At 69.2% G+C, this 18831-nt stretch carries 15 protein-coding genes and 2 pseudogenes; 14 read left to right on the top strand and 3 right to left on the bottom strand.

Going from position 1 to position 18831, the window contains the following annotated elements:
- The 6 genes and pseudogenes from ACFPZI_RS33435 to ACFPZI_RS33410 all read left to right on the top strand — a co-directional run bounded on the left by ACFPZI_RS33435 (position 1) and on the right by ACFPZI_RS33410 (position 6422).
- Entirely contained in the window at positions 1-507 is a 507-nt protein-coding gene (locus ACFPZI_RS33435; protein WP_381370930.1) for a tyrosine-type recombinase/integrase, read from the top strand.
- Positions 504-839, top strand: a complete 336-nt coding sequence (locus ACFPZI_RS33430; RefSeq protein WP_381370929.1) for a helix-turn-helix domain-containing protein — start codon at positions 504-506, stop codon at positions 837-839. Before ACFPZI_RS33435 ends, ACFPZI_RS33430 begins: the two co-directional genes overlap by 4 nt.
- The gene (locus tag ACFPZI_RS33425; RefSeq protein WP_381370928.1) at positions 836-2272 is read left to right on the top strand and encodes a hypothetical protein; all 1437 of its coding nucleotides are present in this window, start codon (positions 836-838) and stop codon (positions 2270-2272) included. Before ACFPZI_RS33430 ends, ACFPZI_RS33425 begins: the two co-directional genes overlap by 4 nt.
- Before the next feature lie 325 nt (positions 2273-2597).
- Positions 2598-2984, top strand: a pseudogene (msrA, locus tag ACFPZI_RS33420) (peptide-methionine (S)-S-oxide reductase MsrA); the annotation flags it as partial.
- Positions 2985-3309: 325 nt separating this feature from the next.
- Positions 3310-4836, top strand: coding sequence for an alpha/beta hydrolase (locus tag ACFPZI_RS33415; protein ID WP_381370927.1), 1527 nt, complete (start codon positions 3310-3312; stop codon positions 4834-4836).
- A gap of 114 nt (positions 4837-4950) precedes the next feature.
- Positions 4951-6422: pseudogene (locus ACFPZI_RS33410) on the top strand (IS3 family transposase).
- Here the strand turns inward: ACFPZI_RS33410 and ACFPZI_RS33405 are convergent.
- Positions 6419-6766 (bottom strand): hypothetical protein, encoded by a 348-nt coding sequence (locus tag ACFPZI_RS33405; RefSeq protein WP_381370926.1) that lies wholly within the window; start codon positions 6764-6766, stop codon positions 6419-6421. The pseudogene ACFPZI_RS33410 and the gene ACFPZI_RS33405 sit on opposite strands and share 4 nt — an antisense overlap.
- A 164-nt stretch (positions 6767-6930) precedes the next feature.
- Between ACFPZI_RS33405 and ACFPZI_RS33400 the strand changes: the two genes are divergently transcribed.
- Positions 6931-7119 carry a hypothetical protein gene (locus ACFPZI_RS33400; RefSeq protein ID WP_381370925.1) on the top strand — a complete coding sequence of 63 codons (189 nt, stop codon included), beginning with the start codon at positions 6931-6933 and terminating at the stop codon, positions 7117-7119.
- Positions 7120-7701: 582 nt separating this feature from the next.
- Positions 7702-10710: a 3-keto-alpha-glucoside-1,2-lyase-like domain-containing protein gene (locus ACFPZI_RS33395; RefSeq protein ID WP_381370924.1), complete on the top strand. Its 3009-nt coding sequence runs from the start codon at positions 7702-7704 to the stop codon at positions 10708-10710.
- Between the two features lie 86 nt (positions 10711-10796).
- Here the strand turns inward: ACFPZI_RS33395 and ACFPZI_RS33390 are convergent, their stop codons facing one another.
- Entirely contained in the window at positions 10797-10988 is a 192-nt protein-coding gene (locus ACFPZI_RS33390) for a DUF397 domain-containing protein (RefSeq protein ID WP_381370923.1), read from the bottom strand.
- Positions 10985-11869 carry a helix-turn-helix domain-containing protein gene (locus ACFPZI_RS33385; RefSeq protein ID WP_381370922.1) on the bottom strand — a complete coding sequence of 295 codons (885 nt, stop codon included), beginning with the start codon at positions 11867-11869 and terminating at the stop codon, positions 10985-10987. The genes ACFPZI_RS33390 and ACFPZI_RS33385 overlap by 4 nt, the downstream gene beginning before the upstream one ends.
- A 223-nt stretch (positions 11870-12092) precedes the next feature.
- Between ACFPZI_RS33385 and ACFPZI_RS33380 the strand changes: the two genes are divergently transcribed.
- From ACFPZI_RS33380 to ACFPZI_RS33355, 6 genes are all read left to right on the top strand, one after another.
- On the top strand, positions 12093-12596 hold the full coding sequence (locus ACFPZI_RS33380) for an ATP-binding protein (RefSeq protein WP_381370921.1): 504 nt from the start codon (positions 12093-12095) through the stop codon (positions 12594-12596).
- Positions 12597-12744: 148 nt separating this feature from the next.
- Entirely contained in the window at positions 12745-13776 is a 1032-nt protein-coding gene (locus ACFPZI_RS33375) for a LacI family DNA-binding transcriptional regulator (protein WP_381370920.1), read from the top strand.
- Positions 13777-13974: 198 nt separating this feature from the next.
- Positions 13975-15072 carry an ABC transporter substrate-binding protein gene (locus tag ACFPZI_RS33370; protein WP_381370919.1) on the top strand — a complete coding sequence of 366 codons (1098 nt, stop codon included), beginning with the start codon at positions 13975-13977 and terminating at the stop codon, positions 15070-15072.
- A 99-nt stretch (positions 15073-15171) separates the two neighbouring features.
- Positions 15172-16755, top strand: coding sequence for a sugar ABC transporter ATP-binding protein (locus ACFPZI_RS33365; RefSeq protein WP_381370918.1), 1584 nt, complete (start codon positions 15172-15174; stop codon positions 16753-16755).
- Entirely contained in the window at positions 16748-17710 is a 963-nt protein-coding gene (locus tag ACFPZI_RS33360) for an ABC transporter permease (protein WP_381370917.1), read from the top strand. Before ACFPZI_RS33365 ends, ACFPZI_RS33360 begins: the two co-directional genes overlap by 8 nt.
- Positions 17707-18741, top strand: coding sequence for an ABC transporter permease (locus ACFPZI_RS33355; protein ID WP_381370916.1), 1035 nt, complete (start codon positions 17707-17709; stop codon positions 18739-18741). The genes ACFPZI_RS33360 and ACFPZI_RS33355 overlap by 4 nt, the downstream gene beginning before the upstream one ends.
- Positions 18742-18831: the final 90 nt, after the last annotated feature.

Below are 18831 nucleotides of genomic sequence, written 5' to 3'. Positions count from 1 at the left end.
ATGCTGGACGCCGCCGACTTCGGTCGCAACCCGCATGGGGGCGAGTACGGCCGGTGCCAGGTGCGGTTCGGCAAGGCCAAGAAGGGCTCGCCGCCCAAGCGCCGCGGGGTGCTGACCGTGTTCGACTGGACCCCGGACGTCCTGGCCGAGTGGTTCACCGAGGTCCGCCCGCTGTTCGGCACCGACAACAACCCGGCAGCCTGGCCCTCCGAACGGGGCCTGCGGATCGGCTGCCAGCGGCTCAACTCGCGCTTCATCGCCTACCGCAAGGCCCTGGGCCTGGACGACGGACTCGACTTCCACTCCTTCCGCAGGTCCTACGTCACCCACCTCATTGAGGACGGCTGGGACCCGCGCTTCGTCCAGGAACAAGTCGGCCACGAGCACGCCAGCACCACCTCGCTCTACACCTGCGTGTCCTCGGACTTCCGCACCCGCACCCTGCGGCGGCATCTGGACTCCACCATCGCCGCGGCCCTCCAGACCCAGACCGGGAGGCAGGCATGAAACGCAAGGTCGGCTACACGTGGCGGCTGCGCGAGGTCATGGCCCAGCACCAGATCTTCACGGCCACCGAACTGGTGCCGCTGCTGCGCGAGCGCGGCATCGACCTGTCCGCCTCCCAGGTCCACCGCCTGGTCTCCGGCACCCCGGAACGCCTGTCGTTGCAGATCATGGCCGCGCTCTGCGACATCCTGTCCTGCACCCCGGCCGACCTGGTGACCACCACCGCCGAGAACGCCGGAGTCCGCAAGACCGCCACCGGCAACCTGCCCGCCCCGCCCGCGAACGTCGCGAAACTGCGGCCCCGCGCCGCCCGCATCCTGCCCGACGCATGACCCGCACCTACGCCACCGACGAACAGCACGAACGCTGGTACATGGCCGAGTGCTGCCGCTGCGAACGCCGCCGGCACAAGGCCGGCAGCTGGCCGGACGGATACGTCTGCCGCACCTGCTCGGACCGCGCCGTCCGGACACGGGGCACCTGCCCGGGATGCGGCCAGGACCGCGCCCTTCCCGGGCTCCGCCCCGGTGACGGGGCCCCGATCTGCACCACCTGCGCCGGCTTCTCCCAGACCTTCGACTGCTCACGCTGCGGCTTCGAGGGCAAGCTCCTGGGCGGACGACTGTGTGAACGCTGCACACTCACCGACCGCCTCACCGCGCTCCTAAACGACGGCACCGGGCACATCCGTCCCGCGCTGGTCCCGCTGTTCGACCTGCTGGTGGCGATGGAAAAGCCCAGGAGCGGGCTGGCCTGGCTGGAGATGCGCCGCGGCCAGCCGGGAAACGCCTCGCAGTTGCTGCGTCGGCTCGGCCTCGGCGAGATCCCGCTGACCCACGACGCCTTCCACGAGCTCCAGCCCTGGCGGGCCGCCGCTCACCTGGAAGAACTCCTGATGACATGCGGAGTCCTGCCCGCGGTCGACAAGTACCTCTGTTCCTTCCAACGCTGGCTTCCCGGACATCTGACCGGCATCACCGACCCCGAGCACGTCAAGACGATCAGGCTCTTCGCGACCTGGCATGTCCTCCCCCGACTGCGGGCCCGCGCCGAGCGAAGCCACATCACACCCAGCGTCCGACGATTCGCCGCCGAACAGATCAAGCACGCGACCGCCTTCCTGCAATGGCTCGGCGAGCGGGACCGCACTCTCGCGTCCTGCTCCCAGAGCGATATCGACGCCTGGTATGCCGAGAACACCGAACACGGCCGCACCTGCCTGCGAGCCTTCCTCAACTGGTCTATTCAGAGCCGTCGTTGCCCACGCTCCCTCTCCCTCCCCGCGATGAACGTCTCCCGGCGAGCCGCACTGAGCGAGGACGAACGCCTCGACGCCCTCGGCCGACTGCTGACCGACACGAAGACACCGATGCGGCTCCGAGTCGCCGGAGTCATCGTGCTCCTCTACGCACAGCCCGTGAGCCGCATCGTCCGGCTCATCGTCGACGACGTGATCCGCGACGGTGACACGGTGCTGCTACGACTCGGGGAACCCACCTCACCCGTTCCCGCACCGGTCGCTGACCTGCTGCTGGAGCACATCGCGAACCGCGACAACATGAACACCGCCACCAACCCGGCATCCTGCTGGCTCTTCCCGGGGCACCGGGCGGGTCAGCCGTCCCGCCCGGATCACCTGTCCGCGCTGCTGAACGAGGTCGGGGTCCCGGCCGCCGCTGCCCGCGGCGCGGGCATTCGCCAGCAGCTCCTGGAACTGCCCGCACCCGTCGTCGCGGACACTTCGTGGCCGAAGCCGCGGACATAGACCCCGGCCTCCGAGAACACGATGGAGTACTCGTCTCCTGACCCGTTGCGCATCGAGGCCATCTGCTCGCCTTCAGCCCAAGTGGCGTTGAAGGAGCAGTACCGGCTTTCCCAGTCCGGGCTCAGGATCGCGTCGAGCATCGCAAGCGAGCGGCACAGGTCCCGCAGGTCACCGATGGCGGGAAGCTGTCGGGCTACGTCATAGACAGTCACGCGCTCATCCAACCGGATCCCTCTGACATCAACCCCACCCCTGCCAGACGTCACGGTCAGTAGCAGTTCCAGAGTCGGACGGGCCAACACGCGATAGTTGAATAGGCGAGCCCACCAGTATCACACCCGTCGTCCGCGTGGTCTACGACCCGAAGCAGATCTCGTACGAGAAGCTCCTGAAGACCTTCTGGGAGTCCCACGACCCCACGCAGGGCTTCCGCCAGGGCAACGACGTGGGCACGCAGTACCGCTCGGCGATCTACACCCACACCCCCGAGCAGGCCACCACGGCCCAGGCGTCCCGCGACGCCTACCAGAGGGTCCTGACGGCCTCGGGCCACGGCACGATCACCACGGAGATCCTCCCGGCGAAGGACCGCCCGTTCTATCCGGCGGAGGCGTATCACCAGCAGTACCTGGACAAGAATCCGGCGGGTTACTGCGGCATCGGCGGGACGGGCATGTCCTGCCCGATCGGCGTCGCGCCGGCGGAAGGCTGACAGCTCCGAGCGGTACTTCGGTGATCACTACTCGGCTTCCGGCAGCGAATACTCCCCAAGCGGGGCCACCCGAACAGCTTCGGGTGGCCCCGCCTCATGTCGGAGCCGGTGCCGGCGCGATCCAGCTTCCCTTCCCGTAATCAGGCTTCCGACGCATGCACTCGACGCGGTTCACGCGTTCGGCCTACTCGAGTCACCCGTTGAACACAGTTTGTGATGTTCTGATCACAGAACGGATGTAAGTGGCTGGCGAGCCCGCTCGGGACCGTCGTGAAGCCCCATCCGGCGGGCCCGGATCGCATGGGCGCACGAGGGAGGCTTGGCGATGACCGCCGTACGAGACGCTGACCGCACACCCAACGGTGACCGAATACGCAGGCGGAGGCTACGGCGCAGGATGGCGCTGCTGGGTGCCTCCGGGCTGCTGCTGACCGCTCCGTACGCCGCCTGGCCCGGAGCCGCCCCCGCCGCGACGCGGCCGGCCGGGGCCGACGACACCGCGGCCGACGCGGCCATCCCGCCGGAACTACAGCGCTACTACCAGCAGAAGCTCCAGTGGGTGCCCTGCCCGGACCCTTCGTTCCAGTGCACCGAAGTGACGGTGCCGTTGGACTACGCCCATCCGGATGCGGGCGACCTTCTCCTGGCGGCCTCACGGAAGAAAGCCACCGGCGACGGCGCACGGATCGGCTCGCTGTTCGTCAATCCCGGCGGCCCCGGAATATCCGCGATCGATTCCTTGGCGCGGGGCGGCGCCGACCTCTTCTCCCCGTCCGTGCGAGCCTCGTACGACCTGGTCGCCATGGACCCACGCGGCGTGCAGTACAGCACCCCCGTGAACTGCAAGATCAACGCTCTCACGCCCCCCTCGTTCGAGCAGCGCGCCAACGCGTGCGCACGGAACGCCGGGCAGCTGCTTCCCCATGTCGGCACCCTGGATGCGGCCCGGGACATGGACGTGCTTCGAGCGCTCATGGGCGATGACTCGTTGCACTACGTCGGCGTCTCGTACGGCACCTACCTGGGCGCGACCTACGCCGATCTCTTCCCGACCCGGGTGGGACGGATGGTGCTGGACGGTGTCGTCGACCCCACCCTCGACGGGTACCAGAACCTCCTGCAGACCACGGCCGGCTATCAGGTGGCCTGGGAGTCCTTCGCCACCGACTGCGCCGCCCGCACCGATTGCCCTCTGGGGCACTCCGTCACGGAGATCAGCCGCAGACTGGTCACGCTTCTGCACTCCCTGGACCGCATCCCCCTCCGGCAGGGCAAGGACATCGCCATCACGGGGTCCGACCTCCTCAGCGCGGTCAGGAACGCGCTGCGCTCCGCCAATTGGGAGCTGCTGCGCGCCGCGCTCCAGGGAGTGCCGGCCGGGGACACCACTGCGCTGCAGCAACTCATCGGCGCCTCAGAGATCCCCTTCAGCAATGCCGTCGACGCGTTCTACGCCATCGGCTGCCTAAGCTCTCCCTTCGACTCGCGGTTCACCTCCGCGGAGGCCGAGGCGGCGCTGCCGCAGTTCCTGCGCACCTCGCCCCTGTTCGGCGCGTTTGACGTGGCCGGTCTCGGGCAGTGCACCCACTGGCCCGTCCCGGCGACCCAGCCCGCGCAGGCCGTCACGGCGCCAGGTGCCGCTCCGATCATGATCGTCGGCACGACTCGCGATCCTGACACCCCATACCACTGGGCCAAGGCGCTCGCCAGCCAGCTCTCCTCCAGCCGCCTGCTCACCTACGACGCCGACGGGCACGGCGCCTACCAGCGCGGCAGCACCTGCGTCGACACCGCCGTGGACCGCTACCTGACACAAGGCCAGCTCCCGCCCGCCGGCAAGGTCTGCACCTGACAGGACCCCACCCGCCCGTCCGCCGGCACGGGGAAGCCCTCTCTGTCAAAGTAGGTCGAGTCAGGCATACTGGATGATTCATTGAGTCGAGGGCGGAGAAGGAGTAGTGCCCGGGTGGCCAGCACGAATGACCACGGGACCCCTGATCCGCAGGTGGAAGCCCGTTCGACCGGTCCGCGCCGGTACACGGCGGAGTACAAGGCGAGGGTCCTCGCCGAGTACGAGACGCTGGACAAGAAGGGCAAGGGTGCCCTGCTGCGGCGGGAGGGGCTGTACTCGTCGTTGATCACGACGTGGCGGCAGCAGCGGGACAAGGGCGCCCAGACGGCGCTCGCCGCGCCGGCCGGACGGCCGAAGGCGGATCCGCGGGACAGGGAGATCGCGAAGCTGAAGGCGGAGAAGGCCCGCCTGGAGGCCGACCTCGCCAAGGCCCGCACCGTCATCGAGGTCCAGGGAAAACTCTCCGCGCTGCTCGACCAGTTCGCCACGGACAGCGCCCCGCACCAGAACGGCGAGAAGGACCAGTGACCGGGGCCGACCCCGCGGCCGTGGTGTTTACTACCGCCCGCGACCACGCCCTCGAAGAGCTCACCGGGCTGGTCGGACGCGTTCAGGCATGCGCCGCGCTCGGCGTGAGCCGGGCCACCTACTACCGCCACCACCGCCAGAGCCCCGCCCCGGCCGGGCCGCGACAAAAACGGCGCCGGCACCCCCGCGCGCTCACCCCACAGGAGGAGACACGGGTCCTCGACGTGCTCCACTCCCCGGAGTTCGCCGACATGGCGCCCGCCGAGATCTACGCGATCCTCCTGGACCGGGGCGTCCACCTGTGCTCGGAGTCGACGATGTACCGGCTCCTGCGCCGGCACGGCGAGGTCCGTGAGCGCCGTCGCCAGGCCGTCCACCCGCCAAGGACGGTGCCCGAGCTGGTCGCCGACGGCCCGAACCGGGTCTGGAGCTGGGACATCACCAAGCTGAAGGGCCCGGTCAAGGGCGTCTACCACTGCCTCTACACGATCATCGATATCTTCAGCCGCTACACGGTCGGCTGGATGATCGCCGACCGGGAGAACAAGGATCTCGCCGAGCGGTTCCTGTCCGAGACGATCGCCAAGTACGGCATTGGGCCAGGGCAGTTGACGATCCACTCGGACCGCGGGTCCCCGATGGTCGCGCAGAACGTCGCCCAGATGATGGCCGGCCTCGGCGTCACCAAGTCCCACTCGCGGCCGAAGACGTCGAACGACAACCCATACAGCGAGAGCCAGTACAAGACCCTGAAATACCGGCACGACTTTCCCGACCGTTTCGGCTCCCTCGAGGACGCCCGCGCGTGGTGCAACCAGTTCTTCACCTGGTACAACGAGGAGCACCGGCACTCCGGGATCGGCCTGCACACGCCCTACGACGTGCACTTCGGCCTCGCCGAGCAGCTCCGCGAGATGCGCGCCGACGTCCTCCAGGCGGTCTACGCGAAGCACCCCGAGCGCTTCGTCCGCAAGCCGCCCGAGCCGCCGAAACTCCCCGCAGCGGCCTGGATCAACAAACCGGCACCAGACGGCCCACTGATCCCGGCACAACGTTAGAACGAACTACCTGCCTTGATCGCTTTGACAGGTTCCGGCTCCTGCGCCCAGCCAACAATACGCGCTGGACGTCCCCCAATCGATGTGTCGTAGTCCGGCTCCCAGCAGTTGCCGTGGTTGTCCAGGGCTGCGTACCAGGTGCCCTTGGCGGTGGGCTTGAGGACCATGCCGCAGTGCCCGTAGTACGAGTCGCCAGCATGGGCAAAGAAGGGGCGGCCGGTTATCTCAAGGCAGCCTTCCAGCACGCCTTGGTGGTGGTAGACGGCGGGAACGGTACATATGACCCCGTCTACGACAAGGACGACCGTGCGAGGCTCGGCGCCGTCGGATGTGTGGTCTTGCACGGTGCTCTCTCCTTTGTCGGCCCTGGAGTTCCAGCCCGGACAGGCCCTCGGTACTGGTGAGCTCGCCTATTCAAGTGTCGCCAATTCCTCGTGGAGTCCGACCTGCTGGTGACCGTGTGTGATTGCAGACGGCAATGTCAGCGGCGACTGCCAGGATGATCGTCATGACTCACACCATGGGGGTGGTCCGCCAAGACGCGGCGGATCTCGCAGAAAGCCTTCTCACCCACGACAACGCCGAGCTGGACCGGCCGTTCACGATCCTGATGTGCGACATCCCGCGGGTTCGTCCTGGCTTCCATCTCCCGTTGCCGCAGGTCGGCCCGGCAGACGGGAGCGATGGATCCGCATAGATCATGATGGGCCTTCGGGATTCCTGAAGAACCGTCATGATCCCTCCACAGACGCACAGGCCGAGAGCGACGAGGTGCCTGGTCAGCCCCCATGCCGAGCAACCGAGGGGCACGGCGAACTCGCGGGATGTCGCACATGCGTCGTGCGGGGCCTTCGGCCCCGCGCCATCACTTCTTGGCTACGGCTGCTTCTCCGTTCAGGTGCCGGAGTCCAGGGGCAGCAGGACGCGGAAGCGCCGGGACCAAGGCCGGCCGGGCGTCTGGGAGCGGGTGGACAATTGTGCGAGCCGCAGGGGAGAAAGGACCGGCACGACACCGGAAATGCCTTGTTCCGGGTGTGCGATCCCGCGTGAGCCCGGCTCCGGTCAGGCGGACTTCACCCGGACTCCCGCGCAACCTGCGGGAACGGGGCGGCCCTTCCCCTGGTCGCACGGTCCCGGACTTTGAACTCTCCGATGACAAAGTATGGACATGTCAAGCGGAAGTCCTCTAACTTGACGGCGCAAGTACAGCGCCACCGCAGCAGACCGGAGCGAAATCCGGCACGGTCCGGTCCCCTACTCGTGTACTCGTGGAGGACCAATGCGCCACCGTCTGTTTCCACGCGCCCGAAGACACCTCATCCCCCTGTTGTTCGCGGGAACCCTGACCGCGGGACTGTGCTCCGCTCCGCCGGCTGCCGCCGCTCCCGCGGCCATTCCGCCCCAGGAACCCGGAGTCACCCTGCGCGTGTTCGACGTGCAGACACCGCTGAACAAGCTGTGCACCCTGAAACCGGGGCAGACTCCCAACCACGACAAGCTGATGCCGACGGTCGACTGGTCCACGGAGGCCGACTTCGGCGGACTGTCCGACCGCTTCGTCGCCGAGGCCTCGGGGTATCTGAACGTTCCCGGCGACGGCTCGTACGTGTTCCGGCTGACCAGTGACGACGGCTCACGGCTGGCGATCGACGGCGACACGGTGATCGATCACGACGGGCTGCACGGTGCCGAGCCGAAGGACGGCACGGTCCATCTCACCGCCGGGGCACACCCGTTGCACATCGACCACTTCGAGCGCGACGGCGGACAGCGGCTCCAGCTGGCCTGGAAGCCGCCGGGAGCAAGCGACTTCACGGTCGTGCCCCGGGAAGTGCTGAGCACCGACGCCGGGGTCGTCCGGGTCACGGCGCCGGGCCGCAAGGAGTGCGAGGCGAGCGGCGACTCCCCCGGCGACGGCCTCCCGCTCACCGGCGTACGCCCCGACCTGACCCTCACCGATCTACGCCCGGACGGCTTCGAGCCGCAGGTCAGCGGCATGGACTGGCTGCCCGACGGGCGTCTGGCGATCAGCACGTGGGGCGGCACCGACAACGTTGCCGGGGAGGTGTACCTGCTCGACAACGTCACCGGCGCCACGAGCCCCGACAAGGTCACCGTCACGAAGGTGGCGAGCGGGCTGCGCGAGCCCATGGGGATCAAGTACGTCGACGGGGCCCTGTACGTGTCGCAGAAGCACGAGCTGACGCGGCTCGTCGACCGGGACGGCGACGAGGTGACCGACGAGTACCGGACGGTCGCGACCTGGCCGTACGGAGGGAACTTCCACGAGTTCGCCTTCGGCCTGCTCTACCGGGACGGCCACTTCTACGTGAACCTCTCCGTCGCCATCAACCTCGGCGGCGCGACCACCGTGCCGCAGCCGGCACCGGGCCGCGGGGCCACCTACAAGGTCAGCAAGAAGACGGGGAAGATAAGCCCGGTCGCGGGAGGGCTGCGGACGCCCAACGGCATCGGCTGGGGACCCGACGGCAGCATCTTCGCCACCGACAACCAGGGCGGATGGCTTCCCTCGTCGAAGCTCGTGCAGATCAAGCGGGACCGCTTCTTCAACCACTACACCGAGCCCGCCGGCCCCTTCGACGACTCCCCCGTCACCGAGCCGGTGCTGTGGCTGCCGCAGAACGAGATCGCCAACTCTCCCTCCACTCCCCTGTATCTGAAGAAGGGCACGTTCGCCGGCCAGATGCTGCTGGGCGACGTCACCTACGGTGGCCTGCAGCGCGCCTACCTGGAGAAGGTGAAGGGCCAGTACCAGGGGGCCGTCTTCCGCTACACCCAGGGGCTCGAAGCAGGCATCAACCGCGTCACCCAGGGGCCCGACGGCGCGATCTACGTCGGCGGGCTGGGGGCCGACGGCAACTGGGGCCAGGAGGGCAAGCTCAAGTTCGGTCTGCAGAAGCTGACGCCGAACGGCGGGAACACGTTCGACGTCCGCACCATGCGTGCCGTGCCCGGCGGCTTCGACCTGACGTACACCCAGCCGCTGTCCGAGACCACCGCCGAGCAACTGGCCACCCACTACCGTGCCGAGCAGTGGCGCTACACACCGACCGCGGACTACGGCGGCCCGAAGATCGCCGAGGAGCAGCTGGCCGTGCGCTCGGCGACGCTCTCGAAGGACCGGCGTACCGTCAAGCTACGGCTGGACGACCTCAAGCCGGGCCGTGTGGTGCACCTCCGCTCCCCGCGTCCCTTCACGTCGGACTCCGGTGAGCCGTTGTGGAGCACCGAGGCCTGGTACACCCTCAACCGGGTCCCCGGCGAGCAGCCGCCTCCCGCGACCCGGTACGAGGCCGAGGAGGCGCGCCTGACGGGCACGGCCGGTGTGAACACCGACCATGTCGGCCATTCCGGCAGCGGCTTCGTGGACCGTTACGCCACCGAGGGCAAGGCCGGTACGACGTTCGACGTGACGGTCCCGAAATCGGGCGCCTACGACGTGGGGCTGCGCTACTCCAACGGGCCGAACCCCTTCCGGGGCACCAAGTCCCTGTCCCTGCACGTCAACGGGAAGAAGCTGCGGCAGACACAGCTCCCTCCCACCGACAACTGGGACTCCTGGTCGACGCGGACCGAACGGCTGGCGCTGCGTACCGGGAGCAATACGATCTCCTACCGGTTCGACGCGGGCGACACCGGCCATGTCAATCTCGACATGCTCAGCGTCCATCCGCGCGGAGCCCAGGTGCCGCTCTTCGACGGCACGGCCGCCTCCCAGGCGCAGTGGCAGCACACGGACGGCCAGGATCTGCGATGGCCGCTCAGTGACGAGAAGTCGATGGAGGTGTGCTGCGGCGACATCCGCACCAAGGACGCGTACCAGGACTTCAGGCTGCACGTGGAGTTCCGGGTGCCGCTGCTTCCACCCGACGTCACCGGACAGGACCGCGGGAACAGCGGCATCTTCCTCCAGGACCGCTACGAGCTCCAGATCCTCGACTCCTACGGTGACACCTCGCTCGACACCAACGAGGCGGGGGCGTTCTATCTGAAGCGGGCACCCGACACCAACGCGGCGACGGCGCCCGAGACCTGGCAGACCTACGACATCGACTTCCGCGCGGCCCGCTTCGACGACAGCGGCCGCAAGACCGCCGACGCCCGGGTCACGGTGGTGTGGAACGGGCAGAAGGTCCACGACGATATCGTCCTCGACGGACCGACCGCGTCGGGCCGGTCCGAGACGCCTGCCGCGGGAGCGATCCGGCTGCAGGACCACGGGAACAAGGTGAGGTTCCGCGACATCCGGATCACTCCGCTGACGTGATCCCCGTCGTGCCGGGCGGTCCTCGCGGCCGCCCGGCACATTTTTACGTGGCCGCGAAGGACCCAAAGGGACGCCTCACCGATGATTCAGACGCGCGCATCGGACGCCAGCGCAGTGAACGCCGACCAGGTATCGCGGGACACGGCCAGCGCCTGCCGCCGGGTGTCCTTCGAGTCCCGGACGTGGACGACTTCGGGGCGCACGGAGACCTCGACGCAGTTGTCGCCGCCGCCACCGCTGTAGCTGCTCTTGAACCAGGTCATTTCACCGGTGCTCATAGCGCTCCTCGCATCTGTTCCAGCAGGCATGCCGTGGCCTGATGGCTCAGGGCCTGCGAGCGCAGCTTGCCATAGCGCTGGAGCATGCTGCTTGCGGCTTTGGGGTCGCTGACAAGCATGCTACTGCCGTGCCCCTCGATGTAACCCGCCCACCGGTGATCGGTGGTCTCGGCGAGGTACATCTCGCCCTCGAAGCCGGCGTGCTCCTCCTGGACCAGTGGCATCACCTGGAGCTCCACGTTGCGGTAGCGGCCCACTACGAGGAGGTGTGTCAGGAGGGCCTTCGTTACCTCGGCGCCTCCCATTCGGCGCTCGAGCAGCGCCTGTTCGATGACGAAGCTGAACGCGGTATTGGGGCGTTCGACAAGTAGCTGTTGCCTGGCGAGGCGGGCCATCACCTGCCGTTCGGACTGCTCCTCGGTGAGTGGGGGCAAGTGCCGCTCGAAGAGAGCTCGGATGGATGGCCCCGGCTGCAACAGACCTGGAACCACTCGGCATTCGTAGGCGTACAAGGAGGTCGTGTCCTCCTCGATCCCTGCCCACTGCAAGAACCACGTCGCCAACCCCACCTTGCGCGTCAGGCTCCTCGCGGCGGCTCCCAACACCCGTCCCGCGCCCGCGCCCAGCACCTCATCGGACCGGTCCAGCAGGTCCCTCGGCGGGAACCGCTTGCCCTGCTCGATCTTGGCGATGTAGGCCGCCGAGTACCGCACCAGCGGGGCGAACTGCTCCTGTGTGAGGTTGGCTTCCTCTCTCAGCGCCTTCAGGACCGCGCCGAAGGTCTTGAGACTGTCCGACGGTTCCGGTTCGCACCCCCCGTCGGCCCCGCCCTCCCGCCTCGCGGTACTCCCGCCCGTCCCGCCGCCGTTGCCCGTCGCCATCGCAGCCGCCTTCCCCTGTGCCGCCGGGCCCGCCCGCGTCGCCCTGCTCCCGAGCACGCGCCCGAACGTGTTCCGTACCGTGTGCCGTACGCGCTGCGCCACGCCCGGCCGACCCATGTTCACGTACAGCAACGGGCCCGGTCCAGCGGGTGAACCAGTACAGCGCGGTCTGTATCGGCGCCGGACCTGCCGACGGACCCTCCGCTCCCCGCAGGCTGACCCCATGTCAGCTCTTTCCTCCCGGACCGCCGGCCCGGTGCGTACGTTCAAGCAGCGCTTCTCCGCCACGCGGCGTGGGGCCCGGCTCGCCCGGCTGCTCGCCGCGCATCAGCTCACCGAGTGGGGGCACCCGCACGGCTCGGGGGCCTACGACACCGTCGTCCTCGTCGTCGCCGAACTCGCCGCGAATTCCGTCCTCCACGGCCGTGTGCCGGGACGGGACTTCGCCCTGTTCCTCGCCTGCGACGACGTGCGGGGCGTCATCCGTATCGAGGTGTCCGACACCCATCCCGCCCATCCGGTCCCCCTGGTCGCCGCGGCAGACGAGGAACACGGCCGTGGCCTGGCCCTCGTCGACGCGCTCGCCACACGCTGGGGCGTGACCGGCCGTATCGGCCCCGGCAAGACCATCTGGGCCGAGTGCGCGACCGTCGCGGACGAGCCCCGGTTCACGAGGGTGCCGCCGGGGAGGGACGCCGCCTCGGCGCCACCGCGAGGATGCCCGTGACACGCGCCTGCTCATAGCCTTGTCAGTGTCCCGAATACGGATGTATAACGTTGTAAAACTCGAGCCCAGCGGCTCGGCGCCCGGCTCACGGTGGCGGCGCCCGTATCTGCACCGGTCCCCGGTTCGGGCCGCTCACGAAGGGATTGTCGTGCGGGTCAGCCTCAAGGACGTCGCCGCGCACGCGGGGGTCTCCATCAAGACCGTCTCCAACGTGGTGAACAACTACCAGCACGTCACCCCCGCCATGCGCGAGCGCGTCCAGAGGTCCATCGACGCTCTGGGCTACCGGCCCAACCTGGCCGCCCGCCACCTGCGCAAAGGCCGTACGGGCATCATCGCGCTCGCCCTGCCCGAACTGGGCAACCCCTACTTCGCCGAACTCGCCGCCGCCGTCATCGACTCCGCGGCCGAGCACGACTACATCGTGCTGCTGGACCACACCGGGGGCCGGCGCGAGCAGGAGATGCTGGTCAGCCAGGGGTTCCGGGCCCGGGTGATCGACGGACTCATCCTCAGCCCGATCGAGCTGGAGGCCAAGGACTTCCGGGACCGCGCGGAGCACGTGCCGCTGGTCCTGCTCGGCGAACGGGACTACGACCTGCCGTACGATCACATCGCCATCGACAACGTCGCCGCCGCGCGCGCCGCCGTCAGCCACCTGGTCTCTCTGGGGCGCCGGAAGGTGGCGTTCATCGGAGCCCGGCGGGGACGCAGTCAGCCCGCCCAACTGCGCGTGCAGGGCTGGCGGGAGGAACTCACCGCCGCCGGACTCCCGTCCGACGAGGGCCTGGTCGCCGCCACCGACGGCTGGGGACACGCGGACGGAGCCGCGGCGATGGCCCACATCCTGGACGGCGGGGAGCGTCCCGACGCGGTGTTCGCCTACAACGACCCGATGGCCATCGGAGCGATGCGGGTCCTGCACGAGCGTGGCCTGCGGGTTCCCGAGGACATCGCGGTCGTCGGATTCGACGACGTGCTCGAAGGGCGCTTCAGCGCGGTGACGCTGACCTCCGTGTCACCGGACAAGGCCGCCATCGGCCGTCTCGCCGTCGAGTCGGTGCTCGCCCGGCTCCACGACGCGGCTCCGGAGCCACACCGCATCTGGGCGGACTACCGGCTGGTCGAACGGGAGAGCACACTGGGCCGGCCCTCGGGCACCGGCGGCGCGGGCGCCTGATCCCCGGTCCACTCCCCCTCCCTTCTCCGCATTCCTCCCATCCCGCCTTGTGCGCAAGGGGTTTACAGCATCCTTCCAACGATGTAAAAACCTGATGGCGGCGAACCGGACGCCGCTTCGCACACCGGGAGCACCACCAGTTCCGCGCGCCCTACAGCTCCCCAGTTCCCTTTCAGCGTCACCCGGATCGGGGTCACCATGCAGCGCACCACCCACCGCTCTCAGCTCCTCACCCGTCCCGCGATCGTGGCCATGGCCGCCACAGTGGCCCTCACCGCCACCTCCTGCGCGAAGTCGGAGGACGACGCCTCGTCCGGCAAGAAGTCCCCGTCCGCCGCGGCCGACGCGGGCCAGAAGGTCGCCTCGCCGAAGCCGGGCAGCAAGACCTGCACCATCGACGCGTACGGCGGCGAGAAGCTCGATCTCAAGGGCGCGACCGTCGGCTTCTCCCAGTCGGAGAAGGAGGCCAACCCGTTCCGCATCGCCGAGACGCAGTCCATCAAGGACGAGGCGGCGAAGCGGGGCGTCAAGCTGCTGACGGCCAACGCCCAGTCGCAGTTCTCCAAGCAGATCAGCGACGTCCAGGACCTGCTCGCCAAGGGCGCCGACCTGCTGGTCATCGCGCCGCTCAACTCCGACGGCTGGGACCCGGTGCTGCAGGCCGCCGCCGCCAAGAAGGTCCCGATCGTCACGATCGACCGCAAGATCAACGCCACGGCCTGCAAGGACTACGTCTCCTTCATCGCCTCGGACTTCGTCGAGCAGGGCCGGCGGGCCGCCGACCGGATGATCGAGGCCACGGGAGGCAAGGGCGAGGTCGCGATCCTGCTGGGCGCGGCCGGGAACAACGTCACCACCGAACGCACCAAGGGCTTCAAGGACCGTGTGGCCGAGAAGGCCCCCGGCCTGAAGGTCGTCTTCGAGCAGACCGGCGACTTCGCCAGGGAGAAGGGCCAGCAGGTCACCGAGCAGCTCATCCAGTCCAAGCCCGGTATCAAGGGCATCTACGCGGAGAACGACGAGATGGGCCTGGGCGCGGTGGCCGCGCTCAAGGGCGCGGGCAAGAAGGCCGGCGACGTCGAGATCGTCACGGTCGACGGCACGCGCAACGCCGTGCAGGGCATCGTGGACGGCTGGATCACCGGTGTGGTCGAGTCCAACCCGCGGTTCGGCCCGCTGGCGTTCGAGACGCTGGACACCTTCACGCAGGGCGAGGAAGTGGCCCAGGACATCATCATCGAGGACGGCGCCTACGACACCTCGAACGCCGAGCAGGACCTCGGCAGGGCCTACTGACCCCCCGCGGGGCCCGGCCTGCCCGGCGGGCCCCGCCACCGCGTCACCTCTCACTTCCGCGTCACCCCTCACTTCCTGACCCACTTCCTGGAGGCACAGGTGGCTCCCCCCGCCGAAGTCCTCGCCGTCCGCGGACTGAGCAAGACCTTCCCCGGCGTCCGGGCCCTGGACGACGTGGACCTGACCCTGCACCCGGGCGAGGTCCACGCCCTGATCGGCGAGAACGGCGCCGGCAAGTCGACCCTCATCAAGCTGCTCACCGGGGTGTACCGGCCCGACGCCGGTGACATCGTTTTCCAGGGCCGCGACGTCTCGTTCGCCACACCGCTGGAGGCCCAGAAGGCCGGGATCTCGACCATCTACCAAGAGGTCAACCTCATCCCGCTGCTGAGCGTGGCCCGCAACCTCTTTCTCGGCCGCGAGCCGCGCACCCGCTTCGGCCTGCTGGACTTCGCCCGCATGCACAGGGAGGCCGAGGAGACACTGCGCGCCCACGGGGTCCGGGTGGACGTCCGCCTGCCGCTGCGTGCCCTCGGGGTCGGCGCGCAGCAGATGGTCGCCCTGGCCCGCGCGGTGGCCACCGAGGCACGCGTGGTCATCATGGACGAACCGACCTCCTCCCTCGAACCGCGGGAGGTCGAGACGCTGTTCTCGGTGATCCGGCGGCTGCGCGACGACGGCATCGCGGTCGTCTACGTCAGTCACCGTCTGGACGAGCTGTACGCCGTGTGCGACACGGTCACCGTGCTGCGCGACGGGCGCCGTGTCCATCACGGCCGGCTCGCCGACCTCGACCGTCTCTCCCTGGTGTCGACCATGCTGGGCCGGGAGCTGGGCGAGGTCCGCGAGGAGGGCCTGACCAAGTTCACCGGCGACCACCACGTGGCCGGTACCCAACCCGTGCTGGAGGCGCGGGATCTGACGGTTCCGCACCGGCTGCGGGGCGTGTCCGTGGCGATCCGGCCCGGCGAGGTCGTGGGGCTCGGCGGGCTGCTCGGGTCCGGGCGGACCGAGACGGCCAAGGCCATCTCCGGCGCGCTGGCGACGAGTTCGGGCCGGGTCGTGGTGGCCGGGGTGCCGCTGCGCGGCGGGTCCACGCCCGCCGCCATCCGGGCCGGGGTCAGTCTGCTGCCCGAGGACCGCAAGAGCGAGGGCATCGTGCCCGGTCTCTCGGTCCGTGAGAACATCGCGCTCGCCGTGCTGCCCCGGCTGTCCCGCTTCGGTCTGGTCTCCGAGGCACGCGTCGACCGTGTCGTCGACACGTTCATCGAGCGGCTGCGCATCAAGGCGTCCTCGCCGCACCAGAAGGTCGGTGAACTGTCCGGCGGCAACCAGCAGAAGGTGCTGCTCGCCCGCTGGTTGGCGATGAACCCCAAGGTGCTGCTGCTGGACGAGCCCACCCGGGGCATCGACGTCGGGGCCAAGGCCGAGGTGCAGAAGCTCGTGGACGAACTGGCCGAGGACGGCCTGGCCGTCCTGCTCATCTCCTCCGATCTGGAGGAACTGATCGAAGGGTCCGACCGCGTGGTCGTACTGAAGGACGGTGCGGTCGTCGGCGAGCTGGCCGGCGACGAGGTCACCGAGGACACACTCATGCGGACCATCGCCGGGCACGCCCCGGCCGGACACACGGCCGGACATACGGCCGGGGGCACGGCCGCGGAGGAGGCCGGCGATGGCTGAAGCCGCTCTCCGCACCGCGCCGTTGGACCGGACCCGCGTCCTGCAGTGGCTGCAGACCTACGGCGTCTACGCCGGCGTGGCGCTGCTCCTGGTCGTCAACATCGTCATCACGCCGTACTTCCTGTCCGCGGAGAACTTCCGCACCCAGGCCGTGCAGGTCGCCCCCGTCATCATCGTCGCGATCGGGATGGCCCTGGTCATCGGAACCGAGGGCATCGACCTGTCGGTCGGTGCGGTGATGGCCCTCGCGGCGTCCGTGACGGCCCTCTACCTCGGCTACGGTCTGCTGCCGGCGCTGCTGGTGGTGGCGGTGTTCGCGGCCGCGATCGGGCTGGCCAACGGGGCGCTGGTCGCCCTCGTCGGGGTGCAGCCGATCGTGGCCACCCTGGCGCTCATGGTCGGCGGCCGAGGCCTCGCGCTGGTACTGCTGCCGCAGCTGGAGGATCTGCGCAATCCGGGGCTCGCCTCCCTGGGGTCCGGCGACGTGCTGGGCGTCCCGTATCTGATCCTCATCGCCGCCGCCCTGGCGCTGCTGGCGGCGTTCGTGGTGCGCCGTACCACGTTCGGACGCCAGCTCCTCGCCATCGGCGACAGCCGGCCCGCGGCGCAGCTGGCCGGTCTGCCGGTGCGGCGCGTGCTGATCATCGTGTACGTGCTGTGCGCGCTGCTCGCGGCCGTGGCGGGTGTCCTGGCCACCGCGCGGCTCCAGGCCAGCGACCCGACCTCGCTGGGCAATCTGATGGAGCTGTCCGCCATCACCGCCGTCGTGGTCGGCGGGACCCCGCTGACCGGCGGCCGGGTCAACATCGCCGGCACCGTGGCGGGAGCCGTCCTCATCCAGCTGCTCACCGCCACCCTCATCAAGCACGATCTGCCGCCGTCGTGGACCCAGATCGCACAGGCCATGGTGATCGTGTGCGCGGTCTACGCGGCACGGGGACGGGGGAAGCGATGACCGCCACGAAGACGGACGTGCCCGTGACCGCCGCGGGCGGCGAACCGCCGAAGGACACCGGGCCCGAGCGCTCCGCGCGCAAGGAGCGGCTGAGCGGCCTGGTCCAGCAGCACGGGGCGCTGGCCGTGCTGGTGATCGTCTCCCTGGTGGCGTCGTTCGGCTTCGACTCCTTCGCCACCGGGGACAACGTCAGCAACATGGCGACGAGTTCGGCGTTCCTGGCGATCGTCGCGCTCGGGATGACCTTCGTCATCATCACCGGGGGCATCGACCTGTCGGTCGGTTCCCTGTTCGCCCTGGGCGGTGTTCTGGCGGCCTGGGGATCGCGGCACGGGACGCCGGCGGCGCTGCTGCTGCCTCTGGTGGTGTGCGGCGGGATCGGCGTCGTCAACGGGCTGCTGGTGGCCCGTTCCCGGCTGGCGCCGTTCATCGTCACGCTGGCGGCGATGCTCGGGGCGCGCGGCCTGATGCTGGCCCTCACCGACGAGGGCGCCGAGACGTATCTGATCGGCAAGGGCTCCTTCCTCGCCGAACTCGGCCAGGGCACCACCTTCGGCATCGGCAACCCCGTGTGGATCACCCTGGCGCTGTTCGCCGCGGGTGCCGTCGTGCTGCGCCGCACCCGCTTCGGGCAGCATGTGTACGCGGTCGGCGGCAACGAGGACGCGGCGGCCCTGATGGGTGCTCCGGTGGCCCGTACGAAGATCCTCGTCTACACGCTGTCCGGGCTGCTGGCCGGGCTGGCGGGCGCGCTCAACGCGGCGTGGCTCGCCTCCGGGGTGACCATCCTCGGCAACGGGATGGAGCTGGAGGCCATCTCCGCCGTCGTGATCGGCGGCACCCTGCTCACCGGCGGCCTCGGGTTCGTCAGCGGTTCTTTGGTCGGTGTCCTGCTGCTCAAGGTGATCCAGAACGTCATCAACCAGATCGGCTCCCTGGACTCCTCCTACCAGCAGGTCGTCAGCGGCGCCTTCCTGGCCGTCGTGGTCGTCGCCCAGACCTGGCTCGGTCGCAGACGCCAGTTGCTGTAAAGCTCCGGACGCGGCAGCCCTCCCTCCCCGGACCGGCTGCCGCGTCCGGCTTTCGGAGCGGCCGGCGAGGTGGAGGAACGTTCCTCCGCC

The organism is Streptomyces chlorus (assembly GCF_042655885.1).
GTDB classification, from domain to species: domain Bacteria; phylum Actinomycetota; class Actinomycetes; order Streptomycetales; family Streptomycetaceae; genus Streptomyces; species Streptomyces chlorus.
This window is presented reverse-complemented; position numbering and strand designations above follow the sequence as displayed.

Coding starts and splice junctions, on each gene's coding strand:
- ACFPZI_RS33435 (WP_381370930.1), top strand. CDS start 1: ATGCTGGACGCCGCCGACTTCGGTCGCAACCCGCATGGGGGCGAGTAC.
- ACFPZI_RS33430 (WP_381370929.1), top strand. CDS start 504: ATGAAACGCAAGGTCGGCTACACGTGGCGGCTGCGCGAGGTCATGGCC.
- ACFPZI_RS33425 (WP_381370928.1), top strand. CDS start 836: ATGACCCGCACCTACGCCACCGACGAACAGCACGAACGCTGGTACATG.
- ACFPZI_RS33415 (WP_381370927.1), top strand. CDS start 3,310: ATGACCGCCGTACGAGACGCTGACCGCACACCCAACGGTGACCGAATA.
- ACFPZI_RS33400 (WP_381370925.1), top strand. CDS start 6,931: ATGACTCACACCATGGGGGTGGTCCGCCAAGACGCGGCGGATCTCGCA.
- ACFPZI_RS33395 (WP_381370924.1), top strand. CDS start 7,702: ATGCGCCACCGTCTGTTTCCACGCGCCCGAAGACACCTCATCCCCCTG.
- ACFPZI_RS33390 (WP_381370923.1), bottom strand. CDS start 10,988: ATGAGCACCGGTGAAATGACCTGGTTCAAGAGCAGCTACAGCGGTGGC.
- ACFPZI_RS33385 (WP_381370922.1), bottom strand. CDS start 11,869: ATGGCGACGGGCAACGGCGGCGGGACGGGCGGGAGTACCGCGAGGCGG.
- ACFPZI_RS33380 (WP_381370921.1), top strand. CDS start 12,093: ATGTCAGCTCTTTCCTCCCGGACCGCCGGCCCGGTGCGTACGTTCAAG.
- ACFPZI_RS33370 (WP_381370919.1), top strand. CDS start 13,975: ATGCAGCGCACCACCCACCGCTCTCAGCTCCTCACCCGTCCCGCGATC.
- ACFPZI_RS33360 (WP_381370917.1), top strand. CDS start 16,748: ATGGCTGAAGCCGCTCTCCGCACCGCGCCGTTGGACCGGACCCGCGTC.
- ACFPZI_RS33355 (WP_381370916.1), top strand. CDS start 17,707: ATGACCGCCACGAAGACGGACGTGCCCGTGACCGCCGCGGGCGGCGAA.